14 protein-coding genes are annotated in these 17,177 nt (G+C 62.8%); 4 read left to right on the forward strand and 10 right to left on the reverse strand.

Going from position 1 to position 17,177, the window contains the following annotated elements:
- Positions 1 to 51: 51 nt before the first annotated feature.
- Positions 52 to 627: a copper resistance CopC family protein gene (locus tag CVS28_RS07270; protein ID WP_103481127.1), complete on the reverse strand. Its 576-nt coding sequence runs from the start codon at positions 625 to 627 to the stop codon at positions 52 to 54.
- A gap of 273 nt (positions 628 to 900) precedes the next feature.
- Between CVS28_RS07270 and CVS28_RS07275 the strand changes: the two genes are divergently transcribed.
- Positions 901 to 2,355 (forward strand): NCS2 family permease, encoded by a 1,455-nt coding sequence (locus CVS28_RS07275; protein WP_103465317.1) that lies wholly within the window; start codon positions 901 to 903, stop codon positions 2,353 to 2,355.
- A 170-nt stretch (positions 2,356 to 2,525) separates the two neighbouring features.
- Positions 2,526 to 3,479 carry a formimidoylglutamase gene (gene hutG, locus CVS28_RS07280; protein WP_103481226.1) on the forward strand — a complete coding sequence of 318 codons (954 nt, stop codon included), beginning with the start codon at positions 2,526 to 2,528 and terminating at the stop codon, positions 3,477 to 3,479.
- Positions 3,480 to 3,939: 460 nt separating this feature from the next.
- Here the strand turns inward: hutG and CVS28_RS07285 are convergent, their stop codons facing one another.
- The 3 genes from CVS28_RS07285 to CVS28_RS07295 all read right to left on the reverse strand — a co-directional run bounded on the left by CVS28_RS07285 (position 3,940) and on the right by CVS28_RS07295 (position 8,937).
- A complete protein-coding gene (locus CVS28_RS07285; RefSeq protein WP_103465316.1) occupies positions 3,940 to 5,967 on the reverse strand; it encodes an ABC transporter ATP-binding protein in 2,028 nt (675 codons plus the stop codon).
- On the reverse strand, positions 5,967 to 7,697 hold the full coding sequence (locus CVS28_RS07290) for an ABC transporter ATP-binding protein (protein ID WP_103481128.1): 1,731 nt from the start codon (positions 7,695 to 7,697) through the stop codon (positions 5,967 to 5,969). The genes CVS28_RS07285 and CVS28_RS07290 overlap by 1 nt, the downstream gene beginning before the upstream one ends.
- Before the next feature lie 148 nt (positions 7,698 to 7,845).
- A complete protein-coding gene (locus CVS28_RS07295) occupies positions 7,846 to 8,937 on the reverse strand; it encodes an NADH:flavin oxidoreductase/NADH oxidase (RefSeq protein ID WP_103481129.1) in 1,092 nt (363 codons plus the stop codon).
- 104 nt (positions 8,938 to 9,041) lie between these two features.
- Between CVS28_RS07295 and CVS28_RS07300 the strand changes: the two genes are divergently transcribed.
- Positions 9,042 to 9,353 (forward strand): ArsR/SmtB family transcription factor, encoded by a 312-nt coding sequence (locus CVS28_RS07300; protein ID WP_103465313.1) that lies wholly within the window; start codon positions 9,042 to 9,044, stop codon positions 9,351 to 9,353.
- 98 nt (positions 9,354 to 9,451) lie between these two features.
- On the opposite strand, the gene hutH is transcribed toward CVS28_RS07300, so the two are convergent.
- Positions 9,452 to 11,023 carry a histidine ammonia-lyase gene (hutH, locus tag CVS28_RS07305; protein WP_103481130.1) on the reverse strand — a complete coding sequence of 524 codons (1,572 nt, stop codon included), beginning with the start codon at positions 11,021 to 11,023 and terminating at the stop codon, positions 9,452 to 9,454.
- 285 nt (positions 11,024 to 11,308) lie between these two features.
- Entirely contained in the window at positions 11,309 to 12,103 is a 795-nt protein-coding gene (locus tag CVS28_RS07310; RefSeq protein ID WP_103481131.1) for an IclR family transcriptional regulator, read from the reverse strand.
- Positions 12,104 to 12,305: 202 nt separating this feature from the next.
- Between CVS28_RS07310 and CVS28_RS07315 the strand changes: the two genes are divergently transcribed.
- Complete coding sequence (locus tag CVS28_RS07315) at positions 12,306 to 13,739, forward strand: amino acid permease (RefSeq protein WP_103481132.1); 1,434 nt, start codon at positions 12,306 to 12,308, stop codon at positions 13,737 to 13,739.
- 16 nt (positions 13,740 to 13,755) lie between these two features.
- Here the strand turns inward: CVS28_RS07315 and CVS28_RS07320 are convergent, their stop codons facing one another.
- The 4 genes from CVS28_RS07320 to CVS28_RS07335 form a co-directional block, all read right to left on the reverse strand.
- Positions 13,756 to 14,607 carry a spermidine synthase gene (locus CVS28_RS07320; RefSeq protein WP_103481133.1) on the reverse strand — a complete coding sequence of 284 codons (852 nt, stop codon included), beginning with the start codon at positions 14,605 to 14,607 and terminating at the stop codon, positions 13,756 to 13,758.
- A 71-nt stretch (positions 14,608 to 14,678) separates the two neighbouring features.
- Positions 14,679 to 15,347 carry an O-methyltransferase gene (locus tag CVS28_RS07325; protein WP_103481227.1) on the reverse strand — a complete coding sequence of 223 codons (669 nt, stop codon included), beginning with the start codon at positions 15,345 to 15,347 and terminating at the stop codon, positions 14,679 to 14,681.
- Positions 15,348 to 15,411: 64 nt separating this feature from the next.
- Positions 15,412 to 16,695: a glycosyltransferase gene (locus CVS28_RS07330; protein ID WP_103481134.1), complete on the reverse strand. Its 1,284-nt coding sequence runs from the start codon at positions 16,693 to 16,695 to the stop codon at positions 15,412 to 15,414.
- Positions 16,696 to 16,766: 71 nt separating this feature from the next.
- Positions 16,767 to 17,099 (reverse strand): thiamine-binding protein, encoded by a 333-nt coding sequence (locus CVS28_RS07335; RefSeq protein ID WP_103481228.1) that lies wholly within the window; start codon positions 17,097 to 17,099, stop codon positions 16,767 to 16,769.
- Between the last annotated feature and the right edge of the window lie 78 nt (positions 17,100 to 17,177).

A 17,177-nucleotide genomic window follows, 5' to 3' on the forward strand; every position in this document is an offset into this window, starting at 1 on the left:
GCGGCCCGCAGGGGCGGGTCCCCACCCAGCACCCCAGCGGCCCCGCAGCGGCTACTCTTCGCTGGACAAACGGCGTCGTGCAACAACCACCATGGCCACCACCACAACGATCAAGGCACCAATCAAGGCAAAGACACTCCACGGCACGGAGGAATTGTCCTGAACCGGCGCAGGGGCGGCTTCGGTAGGAGCTTGGACGGACTGGAGCGGTCCGGCACCCACGGCCTGGCCAGCTGTTGCGGCGGTGGCGGCAGTGGCGGCGAAGCTGAATTCGCCCTCAATGGGATGCGAATCCGAGGACACCAGACGCCACTTGACGGTGTACTTTCCGGCCGGGGCCCCGGGGCGGACAGCCTGAGTGGCCACCGTGTCCAGCACCGCAACATCACCCTCTGCCCAGTTGCGGCCGGTCTCGTCAAGAAGCAAAACCTGGGAACCAATGACGGCAGGGCTGTTGTTCATGGTGATTTGGATTTTGTCAGGAACGCTCGCCACCGTGGACCCGTCGGCAGGGTTCGTCCCCGTGACGGCGTCGTGCGCCAAAGCAGCCGTGGATGACCCCAATACGATCAACAATGCAGCCAGGACGGCCGCGAAAGTGCGTCTCAACCGAGTTTGGGGTGTCATATTCGTCTCAATCGGCCGAAGACGTACGGGACTCTTCACAGCGTGGGTTCCTTTGTTCGATGGAGCGCTCGATCCTCACGGTATCCCAAAAACATGAGAGTTTCCTGCGGAAGTCAGGCGTTTGCTGCCGCCGCACAGGGAATAGGGTGATCACGCCGTGCGGGGAAATGCTGGAAAAGCCCACCCTGCTCCACTATGCTGCGCCCGCTCGTTACCAGCTAGTATTTCCTCGAATAACTTAATTTCATTTCACTTCGCCCGGAGGGCTCTTACATGGCTAGCAAAACGGACGTCCGGCTGTCCGCTGTTGACAAATATTTCATGATCACGGCCCGTGGCTCCAACTACTCGCGAGAGATCCGCGGCGGTTTCGCCACGTTCTTCGCGATGAGCTACATTGTGGTGCTCAACCCGCTGATCCTGGGCGGCGCTGATTCCACTGGCGGCGAGCTGGGCCTGGAACGCGTTGCAGCTGTCACGGCATTTGTGGCCGGTATTTTGACCATCATCATGGGCGCCTGGGCAAAGCACCCCTTCGCCCTTGCTGCCGGCCTTGGCGTCAACGCGTTTGTTGCCGTCACCGTGGCAACCCACCCCGGACTGACTTGGCCGGACATGATGGGCTTGGTGGTCCTCTCCGGCATCACCATGTTTATTCTGGTGCTCACAGGGTTCCGAACTGCCGTGTTCAAGGCGGTCCCCGAGGGGCTCAAAACTGCCATTGTGGTGGGCATTGGCATGTTCATTGCCCTCATTGGTTTGGTCAATGCAGGCTTTGTCCGCCGCATCCCGGACGTTGCGGGCACCACCGTTCCCGTTGGTCTCGGTTTTGACGGCAAGCTCATGGGCTGGCCCACGCTGGTGTTTGTTGTTGGCTTGGTGCTGACTATCGGCTTGGTGGTCCGCAAGGTCAAGGGCGCCATCCTGATTGGCATCGTAGTTTCCACGATCTTGGCCAACATCCTGGAAATGACGCTTCATATTGGTCCCTCCTTTGACGGCACCACGTCCAACCCGCAGGGCTGGTCCCTGGTTTCGCCGCAGCTCTCCCAGTGGTCAATGCCTGATTTGTCCCTGCTGGGCCAGGTGAACCTCTTTGGTGCGTTCAGCAAGTTGGGCGCCCTGGCTGCTGTTCTGCTGGCGTTTGTGATCCTGCTCAGCATCTTCTTCGATGCCATGGGCACCATGGTGGGCCTTGCTGCCGAGGCCGGCTCCGTGGACAAGGACGGCAACATCCCCAACGTTGACCGCGTGCTGTTGGTCGACGCTTTTGGCGCCATTGCCGGTGGCGGTGCATCAGCGTCCTCCAACCAGATCTACGTGGAATCCGGCGCCGGCATTGGTGAAGGCGCCCGAACAGGGCTGGCCTCGGTGGTGACTGGTTTGCTGCTAATCATGGCCATGTTTGTCACCCCGCTGATCAAGCTGGTTCCCTTTGAGGCTGTTGCCCCCGCACTAGTTGTGGTTGGTTTCATGATGGTCTCCCAGGTGGGCAAGATCGACTGGTCCGACTGGGGCATTGGCATTCCCGCCTTCCTGACGTTCACCCTGATGCCGTTCACCTACTCCATCGCCAACGGCCTGGGCGCCGGTTTCATCGCGTTCGTGCTGATCCGTTTGTTCCAGGGCCGCGCCAAGGAAATCCACCCCTTGATGTGGGCCGTTGCCGGAGCCTTCCTGCTGTTCTTCGGCATCGGCACAGTGGAAGCGTTGTTCGGGATCAAGTAGCCCCCTTCTCCAACTGACCCGCAGAAAACGCCGAAAATTCACGATTTTGATGAGTTTTACGGCGTTTTCTGCGGGTCAGTTCTTTTTTCTGTGGGGCCGAATCTGCCATGCCAGACGCCGCGGGCCCCGATGGACTGGCGCCGGGCGCGCCCGTGCTGTTCGCTGGGAGCATGGACTTTTCTGCTCTCACCATTGACACGCCGGCAACCCCTTGGACGGGAAGGAACGACGGCGATTCCCCCGCCCACCGCCGCTGGTGGCAAGCGGTGGGAACCACAGGCCGGTCTTCTCTGGACGCCACACTTCCCGGGCCGGCTGCCCTGCTGGGCTTTTGTTCCGATGCCGGCGTGCTGCGCAACCACGGCCGCACTGGTGCCGCCACGGGCCCTGCCGCCATCCGCGCTGCGCTGGGTTCCCTGGCGTTCCACGGCACCCGCAGCGTCAGCGATGTGGGCGACGTGGTGGTGTCCGGCGACGCCCTCGAGCAGGGCCAAGCCACGGTCGGTTCAGCTCTCACTCGCCTGCTCGACGCCGGATACCTCACCCTGGTGCTGGGCGGCGGCCACGAAACAGCCTATGCCAGCTATTTGGGGGTGGCCGGTACTGCGGCCGTGGCCAATGGCGCCCGTTTGGGCGTGCTGAACCTTGACGCCCACTTTGATCTACGCCAAGCGCCGGCTCCCAGTTCGGGCACGCCGTTCCTGCAGATGGCCCACGCCGAGGCCGCCGCCGGGCGGGAACTCAATTACGCCGTCGTGGGCATCAGCGAACCCAACAACACGCGCGCCCTTTTTGATACGGCCCACAGCCTGGACGTGAAGTACCTGCTGGATGAGGATTGCTCCGGCGAGCGCACGGCAGCGTTTGTGTCCTCGTTCCTGGAGACCGTGGACATTGTGTACCTGACCATCGATCTGGACGTACTACCGGCAGCCGTGGCTCCCGGTGTGAGCGCCCCGGCAGCGTATGGTGTGCCGCTGTCGGTGATCGCAGCCGTGTGCCGTCAGGTGGCCGCCAGCGGGAAACTGTTTCACTGTGATGTGGCGGAGCTGAACCCCGAGTTCGACATCGACAACCGGACAGCCAAAGTGGCTGCCCGGCTGATCGACACCCTGCTGCGCTAAAGCCCCAAACAAACTAACCCGCAGTAGTGCCCACCCGCTCTCCGGTCCCGTGCCTCGCCCGGGCCCGTCGCGGGCGTGAGTCCGCAGAAAACGCCGAAAATCGCGGATTCTACTGGTCGTTGGTGGGCCGCTTCGCCGCGCCAGGGGCGCCTGTAAATTCTGCCGTGGCTTATGCGCAGCCGTGGAAAGGAGTGTGGCACATAGACCCCATTCTGGGCACGCCTGCTTTGGCTATGCGTCGAGCCAGGAGCCAGTGCGGCGCAGCTGTGACACTGGCGCAAGGCCCGGTATCGGTAGTGCGCATGCCCAAAGTGGCCCCGGCTCCCAAGCTGGCGCATAAGCTGCCTACACCACACAGATGGCCGCCAGCAGACTCTTAAAGTGCTAAGGGCAGCTCGGATACGAGGTCACCCGCACCCAAGCTGCCCAACACACCCTGTTTACCTATTAGTTGTTCAAGTCAGTGGACCTCGGCCGCCACTTCGTCGGTTTCGTGGCCGCCCTGGAACTGCGTCTTGTAGAGCTCGTAGTACGCACCCTTGCGGGCCAGCAGTTCGGCGTGGTTGCCGTGTTCCACAATGTCGCCGTTCTCCATGACGAGGATGGTGTGGGCATCCCTGATGGTGGAGAGCCGGTGCGCAATGACAAACGATGTCCTGTCCGTGCGCAACGCCGCCATGGCGTGCTGAACCAGCAGCTCGGTGCGGGTGTCCACGGACGAGGTGGCCTCATCCAGGATGAGCAGCGACGGCTGGGCAATGAACGCCCTGGCAATGGTGATCAGCTGCCGCTCACCAGCGGAGACGGTGCCGCCGTCAGCATCAACCACCGTGTCATAGCCTTGGGGCAGCTGACGCACAAACCTGTCCACCATGGTGGCCTCGGCTGCGGCGATGATCTCCTCATCAGTGGCGTCCAGGCGGCCGTAGCGGATGTTCTCCTTGATGGTTCCTTCAAAGAGCCACGCATCCTGGAGCACCATACCCACCTGGGAGCGCACCTGCTCGCGGGACAGCTCGCGGGTGTCCACGCCGTCGATCATGATTCGCCCACCCGTGAGCTCGTAGAAGCGCATGACCAGATTGACCAGCGTTGTCTTGCCGGCGCCCGTGGGCCCCACAATGGCAACTGTCTGTCCCGGCTCCACGGTGAAGGAAACATCGCGGATCAGGGGTGTCTCCGGGGAGTAGCTGAAGGAGACGTTCTCAAAACGCACATGCCCGTCAGTTTGCTCCGGCAACAGATCAGAGTCCTGTTCGGCGTCCTGCTCGTCGGCGTCGAGGATTTCAAAGGTGCGCTCTGCGGAGGCCACACCGGACTGGATCATGTTGGCAATGCCGGCAATCTCACCGATGGGCTGGGAGAACTCGCGTGAGTACTGGATGAACGCCGTGGCATCACCTAAGGTCATCTGCCCCGTGGCGACCCGCACGCCGCCAACGACGGCGACCAGCACGTAGGAGATGTAGGCGACAAACTGCATGGCCGGCATGATCATGCCGGAGACGAACTGTGCACCAAAGGACGCCTTGAAGAGGCGTTCGTTGCGTTCGTCGAACTCTGCCAGCATCTCCTCGTCACGGCCGTAGGCCCTGACCAGTTCAAGGCCGGAGAAGGTCTCCTCAACATGGCCGTTAACCGCGCCGGTTTGCTTCCACTGAGCGGCGAAGAGTTTCTGCGACTTGGAGCCAATCACGCCGGCAATGACAGCCGAGAGAGGGAGCGCGATGAGGGCAATCAGGCCCAGCTGCCAGGAAACAATGAACATCATGACACCGATGCCAACCACCGTCAGAACCGACTGCACCAGCTGTGAGAACGCCTGCTGCAACGCCGATTGAATGTTGTCCACATCATTTGTCACCCGGGACATCAGGTCCCCGCGCTGGCGGGTGTCAAAGTACCCCAGCGGCAGCTTGTTGAGCTTGCCTTGAATATCCTCGCGGAGCTTGTAGACAACGCGCATGACCAGCGCATTGAGCAGGAAACCCTGCAACCACATGAAGACCGAGGCCACCGAGTACAGGGCCAGCACTATGACTATGAGCCGGCTCAGCTCCACGAAATCAATGCCGGCGCCGGGCACAACGTTGGCCTTGGCCAGCATGTCCGCAAATTGGCCGTTGCCGGCAGCGCGCTGGGCTTCCACCAGGGTTTCCAGTGGAACACCAGCGGGAAGCTGCGAGCCGATCACGCCGTTGAAAATGACGTCCATGGCCGCGCCAAGGATCTTCGGGGCGATGACAGTGAGAACCACCGACGCGGCAACAAACACCAGGACCACGGCGAACATGGTCCGTTCGGGGCGCAACAGGCCAACAAGCCTTTTGGCCGCCGGCCAAAAGTTCTCTGCCTTCTTGGCGGGAGTCCCACCGAACATGTCCCCGTCAGATTCAGAAGGCTTGTACTCGGGGTAAAGCTCCTCTTCCTCGACTGTGTCTGGCGCAGCAGTCTCCACAGGCACCTGGTTCTTGTCTTTGCGCGCCATTATGCAACACCTTCAATGCTCAGCTGGGACTCAACAATCTCGCGGTAGGTCTCATTGCGTTCCAGGAGTTCGTCGTGGCTGCCAGCACCCACCACCTCACCGTTGTCCAGCACAATGATGTGATCGGCCTCCCTGATGGTGGAGACTCGTTGGGCCACGATAATGACGGTGGCTCCACTGGTGGCCTGGTGCAGGGACTCTCGCAAACGCTGGTCAGTGGCGACATCCAGTGCCGAGAACGAATCGTCAAACAAGAAGATTCGCGGCTGTGCCGCCAAGGCTCGCGCAATGCACAGGCGCTGGCGCTGGCCGCCGGAAACGTTGGTGCCGCCTTGGGCAATCGGTGCACTCAGTTGTTTGGGCTTCTCTTCGACAAAATCCTTCGCCTGGGCAACCCGCAGGGCTTCCCACAGCTCGGTATCGTTGGCGTCGGGCCGGCCAAACTTCAGGTTGGAGGCAATCGTGCCGGAGAACAGGTACGGCTTCTGCGGCACCAACCCCACCAGCTGGGCCATCTGGGGCCGGGTGAAATCGCTGACACTCACCCCGCCAATGCTCACGCTCCCGCTCTGCGGCTCGAACAGGCGCGGTATCAGATTCAACAGCGTCGACTTGCCCGACCCTGTGGAGCCCACAATCGCCGTCGTCTGTCCCTGCCTTGCCGTGAAGCTCACGTTGTTCAGCACGGGACGCTCGGCCCCCGGGTAGCCAAATGAGACGCCGGAAAATTCGACGCCGTGACTTGCAGGCGCCGGGGCACCCTTGGGAACTCTCAGGCTGGGTTCTGCGGAGAGGACCTCGTCCAGGCGTTCGGCCGAGATGGCGGCGCGCGGAATCATCATCACCATGAACACGCCCATCATGACAGCCACCAGGATTTGCAGCAGGTATTGCAAAAACGCCGTGAGGGAGCCAATTTGCATCTGGCCCGAGTCCACGCGCTGCCCACCGAACCACAGCACAGCGGCGGTGGCCAGGTGCAGGATCATCATGATCACGGGAAACATGAGCACAAAGAGGTTTCCCACCTTGACCGAAACACGGGTCAGGGACAGGTTGGCGTCACGGTAGCGCTGGGCTTCAAACTTTTCCCGTACGAACGCCCGGATCACCCGAATGCCGACGATCTGTTCGCGCAGGACTCCATTGACAGTGTCGATCCTGTCCTGCATTTCCCGGAACAATGGCAGCAGTTTCACCACTAGAAAGCCAACCACCAGGAACAACAACGGAACTGAAACCCACACGAGCCAGGACAGTCCAACATCTTCACGCAGCGCCATGATGATGCCGCCAATGCTCATGATGGGCGTGGAGACCATGAAGTTCAGGGTCATCAGGATCAGCATTTGCACTTGCTGGACATCATTGGTGTTGCGGGTGATCAGCGTTGCGGTGCCGAAACGGCTCACATCCAGCGCGCCCAGGGCGTTGACCCGGTGGTAAACCTCCCGGCGCAGATCGCGGCCAATGGCCATGGCCGTGCGGGCGCCGAAGTAGATGCCGCCAATCGCGGTAATGACCTGAACAAAGCAGACCACCACCATGGTGACGCCTGTGGACCAGATGAAATCGGTGTCGCCCTTGGCCACGCCCTGGTCTATGATCTGGGCGTTGAGACTGGGCAAGTACAGCGCCGCTATGGTGGAAATCAGTTGCAGTACAAGCACGGCAGCTATCCACGCCCAATAGGGTTTGGCGTGGCGCAGGGACAGTTGGAGCAGTTTCACGAGAAGCATCCCATTCGAATATACGTTTGAATAGTGGGGTACCCAACATTAAACACGCCCCACCCAGCTATGGCAAGAGTGAAAAACTGTTCCCCAACGCTACGTCCGGAGCCGTGTTTTCAAAGGTGTTTTCGCGCCGCAGAGCACCTTACACGGCGTAGTCGTACTGCCGCATGAAGCGGCCCCGGGCACCGAGAACGGTTGCTGCGTTGTTGGCCCATGAGGCATCGCGCAGCAGAGCCCGGCCAATGAAGACGGCATCCGCGGAGCCGTTGCTCAGCAGCTCGCTGGCCGTGGCGGGATCAGTAATGCGTCCGACGGCGGCCACCAACGTTCCGCTCGCGGCCTTCAGCAACGCCGCATTGCGGGTTTGGTAGTCCTCCCGGTGCGGAATGCTGGCCGGCACCAGGGCTCCCGAGGACGCGTCGATCAGGTCGGCACCATGGTCGGTGGCCCAGCGCGAAAGAACTATGGAATCCTCCACGGTCCAGGCAGCCCTGCCGTCTTCCGGATCCTCGGCCACCCAGTCGGTGGTGGAGATGCGCAAGAAAATCGGCTTGTCGGCGGGCCAGACGGCCCGCACGGCGTCGAGCACCTCAAGGACAATGCGGGCGCGGTTTTCCAGGCTGCCGCCGTAGTTGTCGGTGCGGGTGTTACTCAACGGGGAGAGGAAGGAATGGAGCAAGTAGCCGTGGGCTGCGTGGATTTCCACCACTTCGTAGCCAGCCTCCAGCGCCCGCCGCGCCGAGTCCGCCCAGGCAGCAACAACAGTTGCAATGTCCGCCACGGTCATGGCAGCAGGTTCCGGATATCCCGGGAATGCAATGCCGCTGGGGCCAACCACGGGCCAGCCGCCCTCAGCAGCGGGGACGGGCCCGCCGCCGAGCCAGGGGCGCTCCATCGAGGCCTTGCGTCCGGCGTGGGCCAGCTGAATCCCGGGCACTGCTCCGGCGTCGGCGATGGCTGCGGCCAGGCGGCGGTGGGCGGGGATCTGGGCGTCGTCCCACAGTCCCAGATCGTAAGGGGAAATGCGGCCTTCAGGTAGCACGCCTGTCGCTTCCACCACTGCCAAGCCCACACCTCCGGCGGCACGTGCAGCGTAGTGAGCCAGGTGGAAATCATTCGGAGCACCGACGCCAGAGCCGTCCGAAAGTGCGGAGTACGTGCACATTGGGGACATCCAGACGCGGTTCGGGATGGTGGTTCCACGGACGGTCAGGGGCTCGAACAATTCAGTCATGCGGGGATCTCCCAAAGTTGGCGCATCATTTTCTTAGTACGAGCCTCATCGTAGTATGATGAATCTCGTACAAGCAAACGGCTCGCAAAGGAGCGCAATACAGCATGGGTCCAGCACGCAGCCTTGAGCACCCAACCCCGGAGCAGATGAGCTTGGATTCGATCCTCTCCGCCCTGGCCGATCCTGTCCGACGCACGATTGTGGCGCAATTGGCCGGTGGCCACGACGACCAGGCGTGCATCGCCTTCGCGCTGCCCGTGAGCAAATCGACGTCCACCCACCACTTCCGCGTACTGCGCGAAGCCGGCATCATTTCCCAGCAATATCGCGGAACATCCATTTTGAACGGCCTGCGCACCGAAGAACTGAACCTGCGCTTCCCGGGATTGCTCGACGCCGTGCTCGCGGCAAACTAGTCCCCGCCACCCGAACGGGGAGTAGTTGTTGATGTCAGCGTCCAACATCAACAACTACTGCCCGTTCGCGAGGCACGAGCGGTGGGAGCAGGTGGGGACTAGTTCAGCGGGCCGGTTGCCGTTTCGGCGGCCGCACGGATGGCGCCGGAGCCCACCAGGCGGTCGGCTTCCTCCAACTCCGGGGACAGGAAGCGGTCGCTGCCCGGGCCCGGCACGGTTGCCCGAAGCACCTCAAGGACAGCCGCACCGGCCGGACCGGGGACAAGTTCGCCGTCGGACAGGGAAGTACGCATGTCAATGGCGCGGGTGGCCGTGACGAGCTCAATGGCAAGCACACGACGCAGATTCTCCACGGAACGGCGGAGCTTCCTGGCGGCATGCCACCCCATGGAAACATGGTCCTCCTGCATGGCGGAGCTGGGGATGGAGTCCACTGACGCGGGGACGGCCAGGCGCTTGGAGTCCGAGACCAGCCCGGCCTGGGTGTACTGGGCGATCATGAGGCCCGAGTCGACGCCGGGATCGCCGGCCAGGAAGGCGGGCAGGCCGTGGGACCGGGCAGGGTCAAGCATCCTGTCGGTGCGGCGCTCGGCAATGGAGGCGACGTCGGCGGAGACGATGGCGAGGAAGTCCAGGACGTACGCCACCGGGGCCCCGTGGAAGTTGCCGTTGGAGGACACGCGGCCGTCGGGCAGCACCACCGGGTTATCGATCGAGGCGGCAAGTTCGCGGGTGGCGACCATCAGCGCGTGGTCAACGGTGTCGCGCGCAGCACCGGCCACCTGGGGTGCGCAGCGCAGCGAGTAAGCGTCCTGCACTCGGGTGTCGCCCTCACGGTGCGAGGCCACAATGGGTGAATTGGCCAGCACGCGCAGCATGTTCTCAGCGCTGGCGGCCTGGCCGGGATGCGGGCGCAATTCCATGTGCAGCTCGGGCACGAATACCTGATCGGTGCCCAGCAGGCCTTCGACGCTGAGCGCGGCGGTGATGTCCGCCGTCGTCAGTAGAAGGCGCAGATCGGCGATGGCCATGAGCAGCATGCCCAGCATGCCGTCGGTGCCGTTGACCAGGGCCAGGCCCTCCTTTTCGGCAAGTTCAATGGGCGTGATGCCGGCGTCGGCGAACAAGTCCGGCACGGGGCGGACTACACCGTCCGGGCCGGCAGCCTCGCCCTCGCCCATGAGCACCAGCGCGCAATGGGACAGCGGGGCCAGATCGCCCGAGCAACCGAGCGAGCCAAATTCGCGAACTACCGGCGTGATGCCAGCGTTGAGCACGTCCACCATGGTCTGCACGACGACGGGGCGCACACCTGTGCGGCCGCTGGCCAAAGTCTTGGCGCGCAGGAACATCAGCGCGCGCACCACCTCACGCTCCACGGCCGGCCCCATCCCGGCGGAGTGGCTGCGGATGAGTGATTTTTGCAGCTGGGTGCGCATGTCGGCGGGGATGTGGCGGCTGGCCAGGGCCCCAAAGCCGGTGGAGATGCCGTAGGCAGGGGTTTCGGAATTGGCCAGCTTGTCGATGTGGGCCCTGACCTGTGCGACGCCGGCCAGCGCCTCCGCACTGATGGTCACCTTGGCGCTGTGACGGGCCACGGCGATGACGTCCTCGGGGGTGACCCCGGAGGAGGAAAGAACTACATTTTCGGGGAGAACAGCATTGTTCATGGTGGATCCTTTGCGCGACGGGAATGAGCTTAGTTGCCACTATTCCCTGTTATGGCGCGGAAGTCTGCCCCTTCTTGCGCGCACTGTCCGGCATTCCAGACGCGCCAATTTCCCGGGCATTCCCGGCATGACTCCTCACACCTGTGGGCTCGCAATGGACCACTGAAGCCTCCGTGACGCAGTAACGGTCATCCGCTGTTGATATATCAGCAGCGGATGACCGTTTCGGCGTCATTTGCTCCGGCAGGCGAATCGCATAACCATTCTTGCGGCCCCGTGCCGGATTTACCGCTCGTTGCGCCCATAAATCCTGGTGGACAGCTCCGCAGCCACCTTGGAGACCCGCTCAGCGAGTGCCGGCCACTGTGTGGCGGGCACTTTTTCCTCGAGGAATGTCACGGCGACGGCGGCCACGGGCCAGCCCACGTGGTCCGTTACGGCCGCGGCCACGGAGGCGAAACCATCGGTAACTTCGCCGCTCTCCGTTGAGTAGCCGCGCAGCCGCACCTGATCGAGGTGCGCCGAGAGAGTTGAGTACTTGCCGATGGGGTCCGGCACCTCGGTGCGGGAGCTGAACGCGGCCGCATTGGGGTACAGGGCCCGGACCTGGGATTTGGGCAGGGCGGCCAGAATGGCGCGGCCACTGGCTGTCAGGTGGCTGGGCAGCCGCACGCCAACATCCGTCACCAGGGAGGGCCGGTGTTTGGCACGCTCTTCGACAATGTAGAGAACATCGCGTCCATGCAGCACTGCAAGGTGGGCGCTTTCACCAATCTTGTCCACCAGCGACGCCAGCAAGGGCCGGCCCAAACGTGACAGGGGTTCCTGGCGTGAGTAGGCGCTGCTGAGCTCAAAAGCCGCAACTCCCAGTCCGTAGCGCTGTTCCTCGTGCAGGTGCATGACAAAGCCGCTCTGCTCCATGACGCCCAGCAGGTGATAAACACTTGAGCGCGGCAAATCGAGGGTGGTTGCAATGGTGGATGCTGCCAACGGCCCTCGCTTGGAGGACAGCAATTTCAGGATGCGCAGGGTGTTCTCTGCGGCAGGTACTTTGGATGGCGTCCGTGCAGTGGTTGTCATGGCTTCCTAGTTGTACACCGAAATCGCCAGCAGTCTTTTCTCAATATAGAATATTGCAGTCTGAAATCCCAGATTCTTGGGCAAATTTGGGCACTTTCAGCATAAAACCACCCCATAAAGTGACGCCAGCCACCACTGCCCACCCCTTTAGTGGCGCAGGACTCCCCTGCTACGGCTGCCCACTGTGTTAGAAAGCTCACGCATGAACACCAATGGTTCCGTCCTCAAACGTGGCTTGAACGCCCGCCACATCCGTTTCATGGCGTTGGGTTCGGCCATCGGCACGGGCTTGTTCTACGGGTCCTCCAGTGCCATTCAAAAGGCCGGTCCCGCAGTTCTTTTGGCGTACATCATTGCCGGCGCGGCCGTCTTCATGGTGATGCGCGCCCTCGGGGAATTGGCCGTTCGCCATCCCGTTTCCGGTTCCTTCGGCCAATACGCCAGCCGGTACTTGGGCCCGTTGGCCGGGTTCATCACGGGCTGGACGTACGTTTTTGAGATGGCCATTGTGGCCATTGCCGACGTGACAGCGTTCAGTATCTACATGGGCTTCTGGTTCAACGACGTCCCGCGCTGGATCTGGGTCCTGGCCATCATCTTCTTCCTGGCAGCCATCAATCTGCTCAGTGTGAAGGTCTTCGGCGAACTGGAGTTTTGGTTCTCCCTCATCAAGGTCTCGGCAATTATTGCCATGATCGCAGGAGGTGTAGCCATCATCGTGTTTGGCTTCCACATGGAGGGCGCCCAAACTGTTGCTGGTTTGAATAACCTTGTGGACCACGGCGGATTTATGCCCAACGGCTGGGTGGGCCTGTTGGCAGCGTTCGCCGTGGTGATGTTTGCCTTTGGCGGCATCGAAACCATTGGCGTGACGGCCGGCGAGGCTGCAGACCCGGCCAAATCCATACCGGCAGCCATCAACACTGTGCCTGTGCGCATTTTGCTGTTCTACGTACTGACGCTGGGCGTGCTCATGATGCTGATCCCGTGGGATGAAATCACCGGGGACACCAGCCCCTTCGTGCAAATCTTTGACTCGCTGGGCATTCCCCTGGCGGCACATATCCTCAACGCTGTTGTCATCACGGCAGCCCTTTCCGCCATCAACAGCGACATTTTTGGCTCCGGCCGGGTCCTTTACGGCCTGTCCCAGCAAGGCCACGCACCCGCCGTCTTCGGTAAGATCTCCCGGTCCGGCGTCCCTTGGATGACAGTGGTCCTCATGACGTGCGTATTGCTGGTGGGTGTGGTTCTCAACGCCACCATCCCCGAGGACGTCTTCTTGCTCATCGCCTCAATTGCCACCTTCGCCACGGTGTGGGTGTGGCTCATGATCCTGGCCTCACACGTGGCCATGAAACGCGAAATTGCCCGCAAGGACTTGGCGCCGTCCAACTTCCCTGTCCCCCTCTGGCCGCTGGCTTCGATGGTCACTGGTGCGTTCATGGTGGGTGTGATTGTGCTTTTGGGCATCTACCCGGACACCCGCGTTGCCCTCTACGTTGGCGGCATCTGGCTGGTTCTGCTGGCCATCGCCAACAAACTGTGGGTGCGCGGGCCGGGCCGCGAACGTGCGGTGCTGGTTGACGAATCGTCCCCCGTGGAGCGGACGACGGCGGCACCCGCCCGCCGCTGACACCCTCCCCAACCGTCTACTCGTCGGTCAGGACCACTGCGCTGCGGCCGAACTGGCGCACCTTGGCGTCGTCCCACAGCTGTGCCGGCATGGCCCCGCCCAGCAGGACCCGGGCCAGCCCGGCGCCGTCGCCCAGGGGCGCGTCGCTTCCGGCAATGATGATGTTTCCTGAACGGCGGCCCTTGAGCATGGGCGGATCGGCAATGATCGCTGTGTAGGTGAAGGTCGCGGCGATGGTGGCAGCCTCGCGGCGGGCAGTCACCAGGGCAGGGGAGTCGCCACAATTGACAACATATACGCCACCGGGAATAAGTACCTTACGGGCGGTTGCGGTGAACTCCGCCGTGGTCAGGGCATGCGGTGTCTTGGCACCGGAAAACACGTCTCGAATGATCAAATCGCGGCTGGCTTCGGCGAGTGTTTCCGTGACCTCACGGGCCTCGCCCACCCGGATTTTAAGCAGAGGGGCACGCGGCAGCTCAAACCAGTCGCGGACATAGTTGGCCAATTTGCCATCAATTTCCACCACCACGTTGCGGGATTGCGGGTAGGCGGCCACCAAGAAGCGCGGCATGGAACACGCGGCGCCACCAAGGTTCAGGGTCTTCAGCTTCTCCCCCGCCGCCCACCTGTCCTGCACCAGGGCCATGATCCAGCGCATGTACTCAAAATCCAGGCGGAGCGGATCAGCCAGGTCCACATGCGAGCTTTGCACCCCGTTGAGCATGAGCAACCAGCCGTTGGGGTTGTCGCCGTCGGGGATCAGCTCTGCAGTGCCGGTATCGGTGGCGAAGGTTCCGGCCACGGGCCCCAAGACGCCCGCTTCCGGCTCAACCGGGACATTCTTGGGCGTGCGCTGGCGCCCCATCAGTGGGCCATCATGTGGTGGACGGCGGAAGCAGGCAGCGAGATAGTCACGCCTTCCAGAGTAGTCCAGCCCTAGCGCACCACCGCGATCGCGAACCCATCCCAGCCCTTGGAGCCTGCTGTTTGAATGGCTGTGGCGTCGAGCAAATCGCTGGAACCCATGAATTCCAGTGACGCCCGGATGGCCGCAGCATCGGGGTCACCCCCGGGTTCAAGGATGGCACCCTCCCAGATCACGTTGTCCAGGACGATCACGGCGCCGGGGCGGGTCAGCTTGAGCGCCCATTTCAGGTATGCCACGTTGTTGCCCTTGTCCGCATCGATGAACACAAAGTCGTAGGGTTTCCCACCCAGCAACGTGGGCAGCGTGTCCAGCGCGGCACCTACCCGAATGTCAACCATGGCACCAAACCCTGCACGGTCGATGTTCTTTTGCGCCACCAACGCGTGCTCGGGGAGGTATTCACAGGTGGTGAGGTGGCCATCGCTGGGCAGGGCACGTGCCAGCCAAATGGTGCTAAACCCGGCCAGCGTGCCAATTTCCAGCACCCGTTTGGCCCCTAGAATGCGGGCCAGCAGCATCAACAGCTTCCCGGCATTGGGCGCCACCTCGATCCGCGGCATCCCTGCCGCGTCGATACTGCCAATGACAGCGTCCAGCTCCGGCCCGCCGTGCACCAGCGTGGCAGACAAATACTCTTCTACCTTGATCCAGCCCGGGCTGCTGCGATGCTCAACCATGCCCCCAGCGTAGAACTCTTTTTCCAGCGGCAACAGGGGGCGAAGGCTACAGCGGCCGGCGGGCTCAACCCTCCAGTGCGTCCAGAAGCAGCGCGTTGCCGGCGTCGGCGTCGAGCGCCACAGCCCGGCCAAGCTCCACCGCGGCTGCCGCATAGGCGGGTGAGCCAAGAACCGTGGAGACCGCCGCGGCGATCCGCCCGGGCGATGCACGGCGCGGCACAGCGATGCCAGCCCCGCGGGCCGTCACCCGAACGGCGTTGTCCGCCTGATCGCGGCCATGGTGCAGCACCACGAGCGGCAGCCCGGCAGCGAGCGCCTTGATGACCGTGCCGTGGCCGCCGTGGGTGACCACGACGTTGGCGTGTCGCATGACTTCGGCGTGGGGTGCTGCGGCAAGCACCGAAACGTTGGCGGGCGCCCTGAGGTCTTCCACCTTGATGGCAGGCCCCGTGGTCACCACGCCCCGCACGGGAAGGGTGCCCAGCGCGTCAATGATCCGCTGCAGGCACGCCTGGTGGTTTTGGAAGGTGGAGGACATGGCAACTAGCACCAGCGGGCCTTCTCCAGGTGGTTCGGTCCAGCTCACGTCGGCAGCCCAGGCCGGGTCATCCAGAACCGGCCCCACATAGCGGGCGTTTTCCGGCAGTTCGCCCGGAAAGTCAAACGCCGGGGAGGTCAGAATAAGCTGGAGGTTGGCATGCTGTACTTGGTTCAACGTGGTCGCGATCGGGTCGAGCCGGTATTGGGTGCGGAGAGCGTTGACTGGCGCGAGTGCGTACCTGTCGAAGAGCCAGTTGACGCCGCTGCGCGCCACCTGATCACGCAACCGGCCGAGCGGTCCATGCGCCGGCGCCAGTCCGGCACCGCCCGGCGGCATCCCCTTCGCCGGCAACCCGTAGGTGTTGGGGAGCAGCACATTGAAGGGGACCCGCTTCGCTTCAGCGGCAATCATGGCGCCGAAGGCGAAGAATGAGGTCAGCACCAGGCCGGGCTGAATCCGCTCGATGGCCGCCCCCACCTCACGTGCCTGGTCCGGCGCCGGCCCCGTGATCATGTGCTCCACAGTGTTCCGGGCAAGGCTCATGGGGGATTGTCGTTCCCAGTCGCGCAGCTCACCCGTGGGCGCCACTGACCACGGCAGGAAGGCCGCACCGGTGCCCCTCGTCTGCCCTCCCATGGATTCATCGGCGAGGACAGTGACGTGGTGGCCCCGGTCCACGAGCCTCCGCGCAACGCCAAGTTCCGGTGGAACAGTGCCGCCGCCGTCGGTCAGCGCAAACAGGTACTTGCGCGTTGTGATGGCCCGGGCGCCACCTTGGATGCTGTGGTTCGGCTCCAGGCCAGTCATGGTGCAATGCTACGCCCGGCCATGACCCCCGTCATGTGCCATTTCAGGGTGCCTTTGAAGCACGACGCCGGTTACTCACCCATGGTGTCCAGCGCGCCTTCCAGCCGGGCAACTTTTCCGCTGAGCTCACCGGTGTGGCCAGGGCGGATGTCCGCCTTCAGCACCAGGGAAACACGTGAACCGTACTGGCCCACTGCCTCGGTTGCGCGTTTCACCACATCCATGACTTCATCCCATTCACCCTCTATTTCGGTGAACATGGAGCTGGTGTGGTTGGGCAGCCCCGATTCCCGGACAACCTTCACAGCTGCCGCCACTGCCGTGTGGACTGAGGCGTCGTCGCCGGTTCCTGCGGGGGCGTCTGTGGGTGTGCCGCTGGGCGCCACTGAAAATGCAACGATCATGGGAATCTCCTGTTTAGCCTTTTTGCGTGCTTGTTCCGCTTCCATTATGGGCACTCCTGCCCATTGGCTGCTGCCGCT

This window comes from Arthrobacter glacialis (assembly GCF_002909415.1).
Classification (GTDB): Bacteria; Actinomycetota; Actinomycetes; order Actinomycetales; family Micrococcaceae; genus Specibacter; species Specibacter glacialis.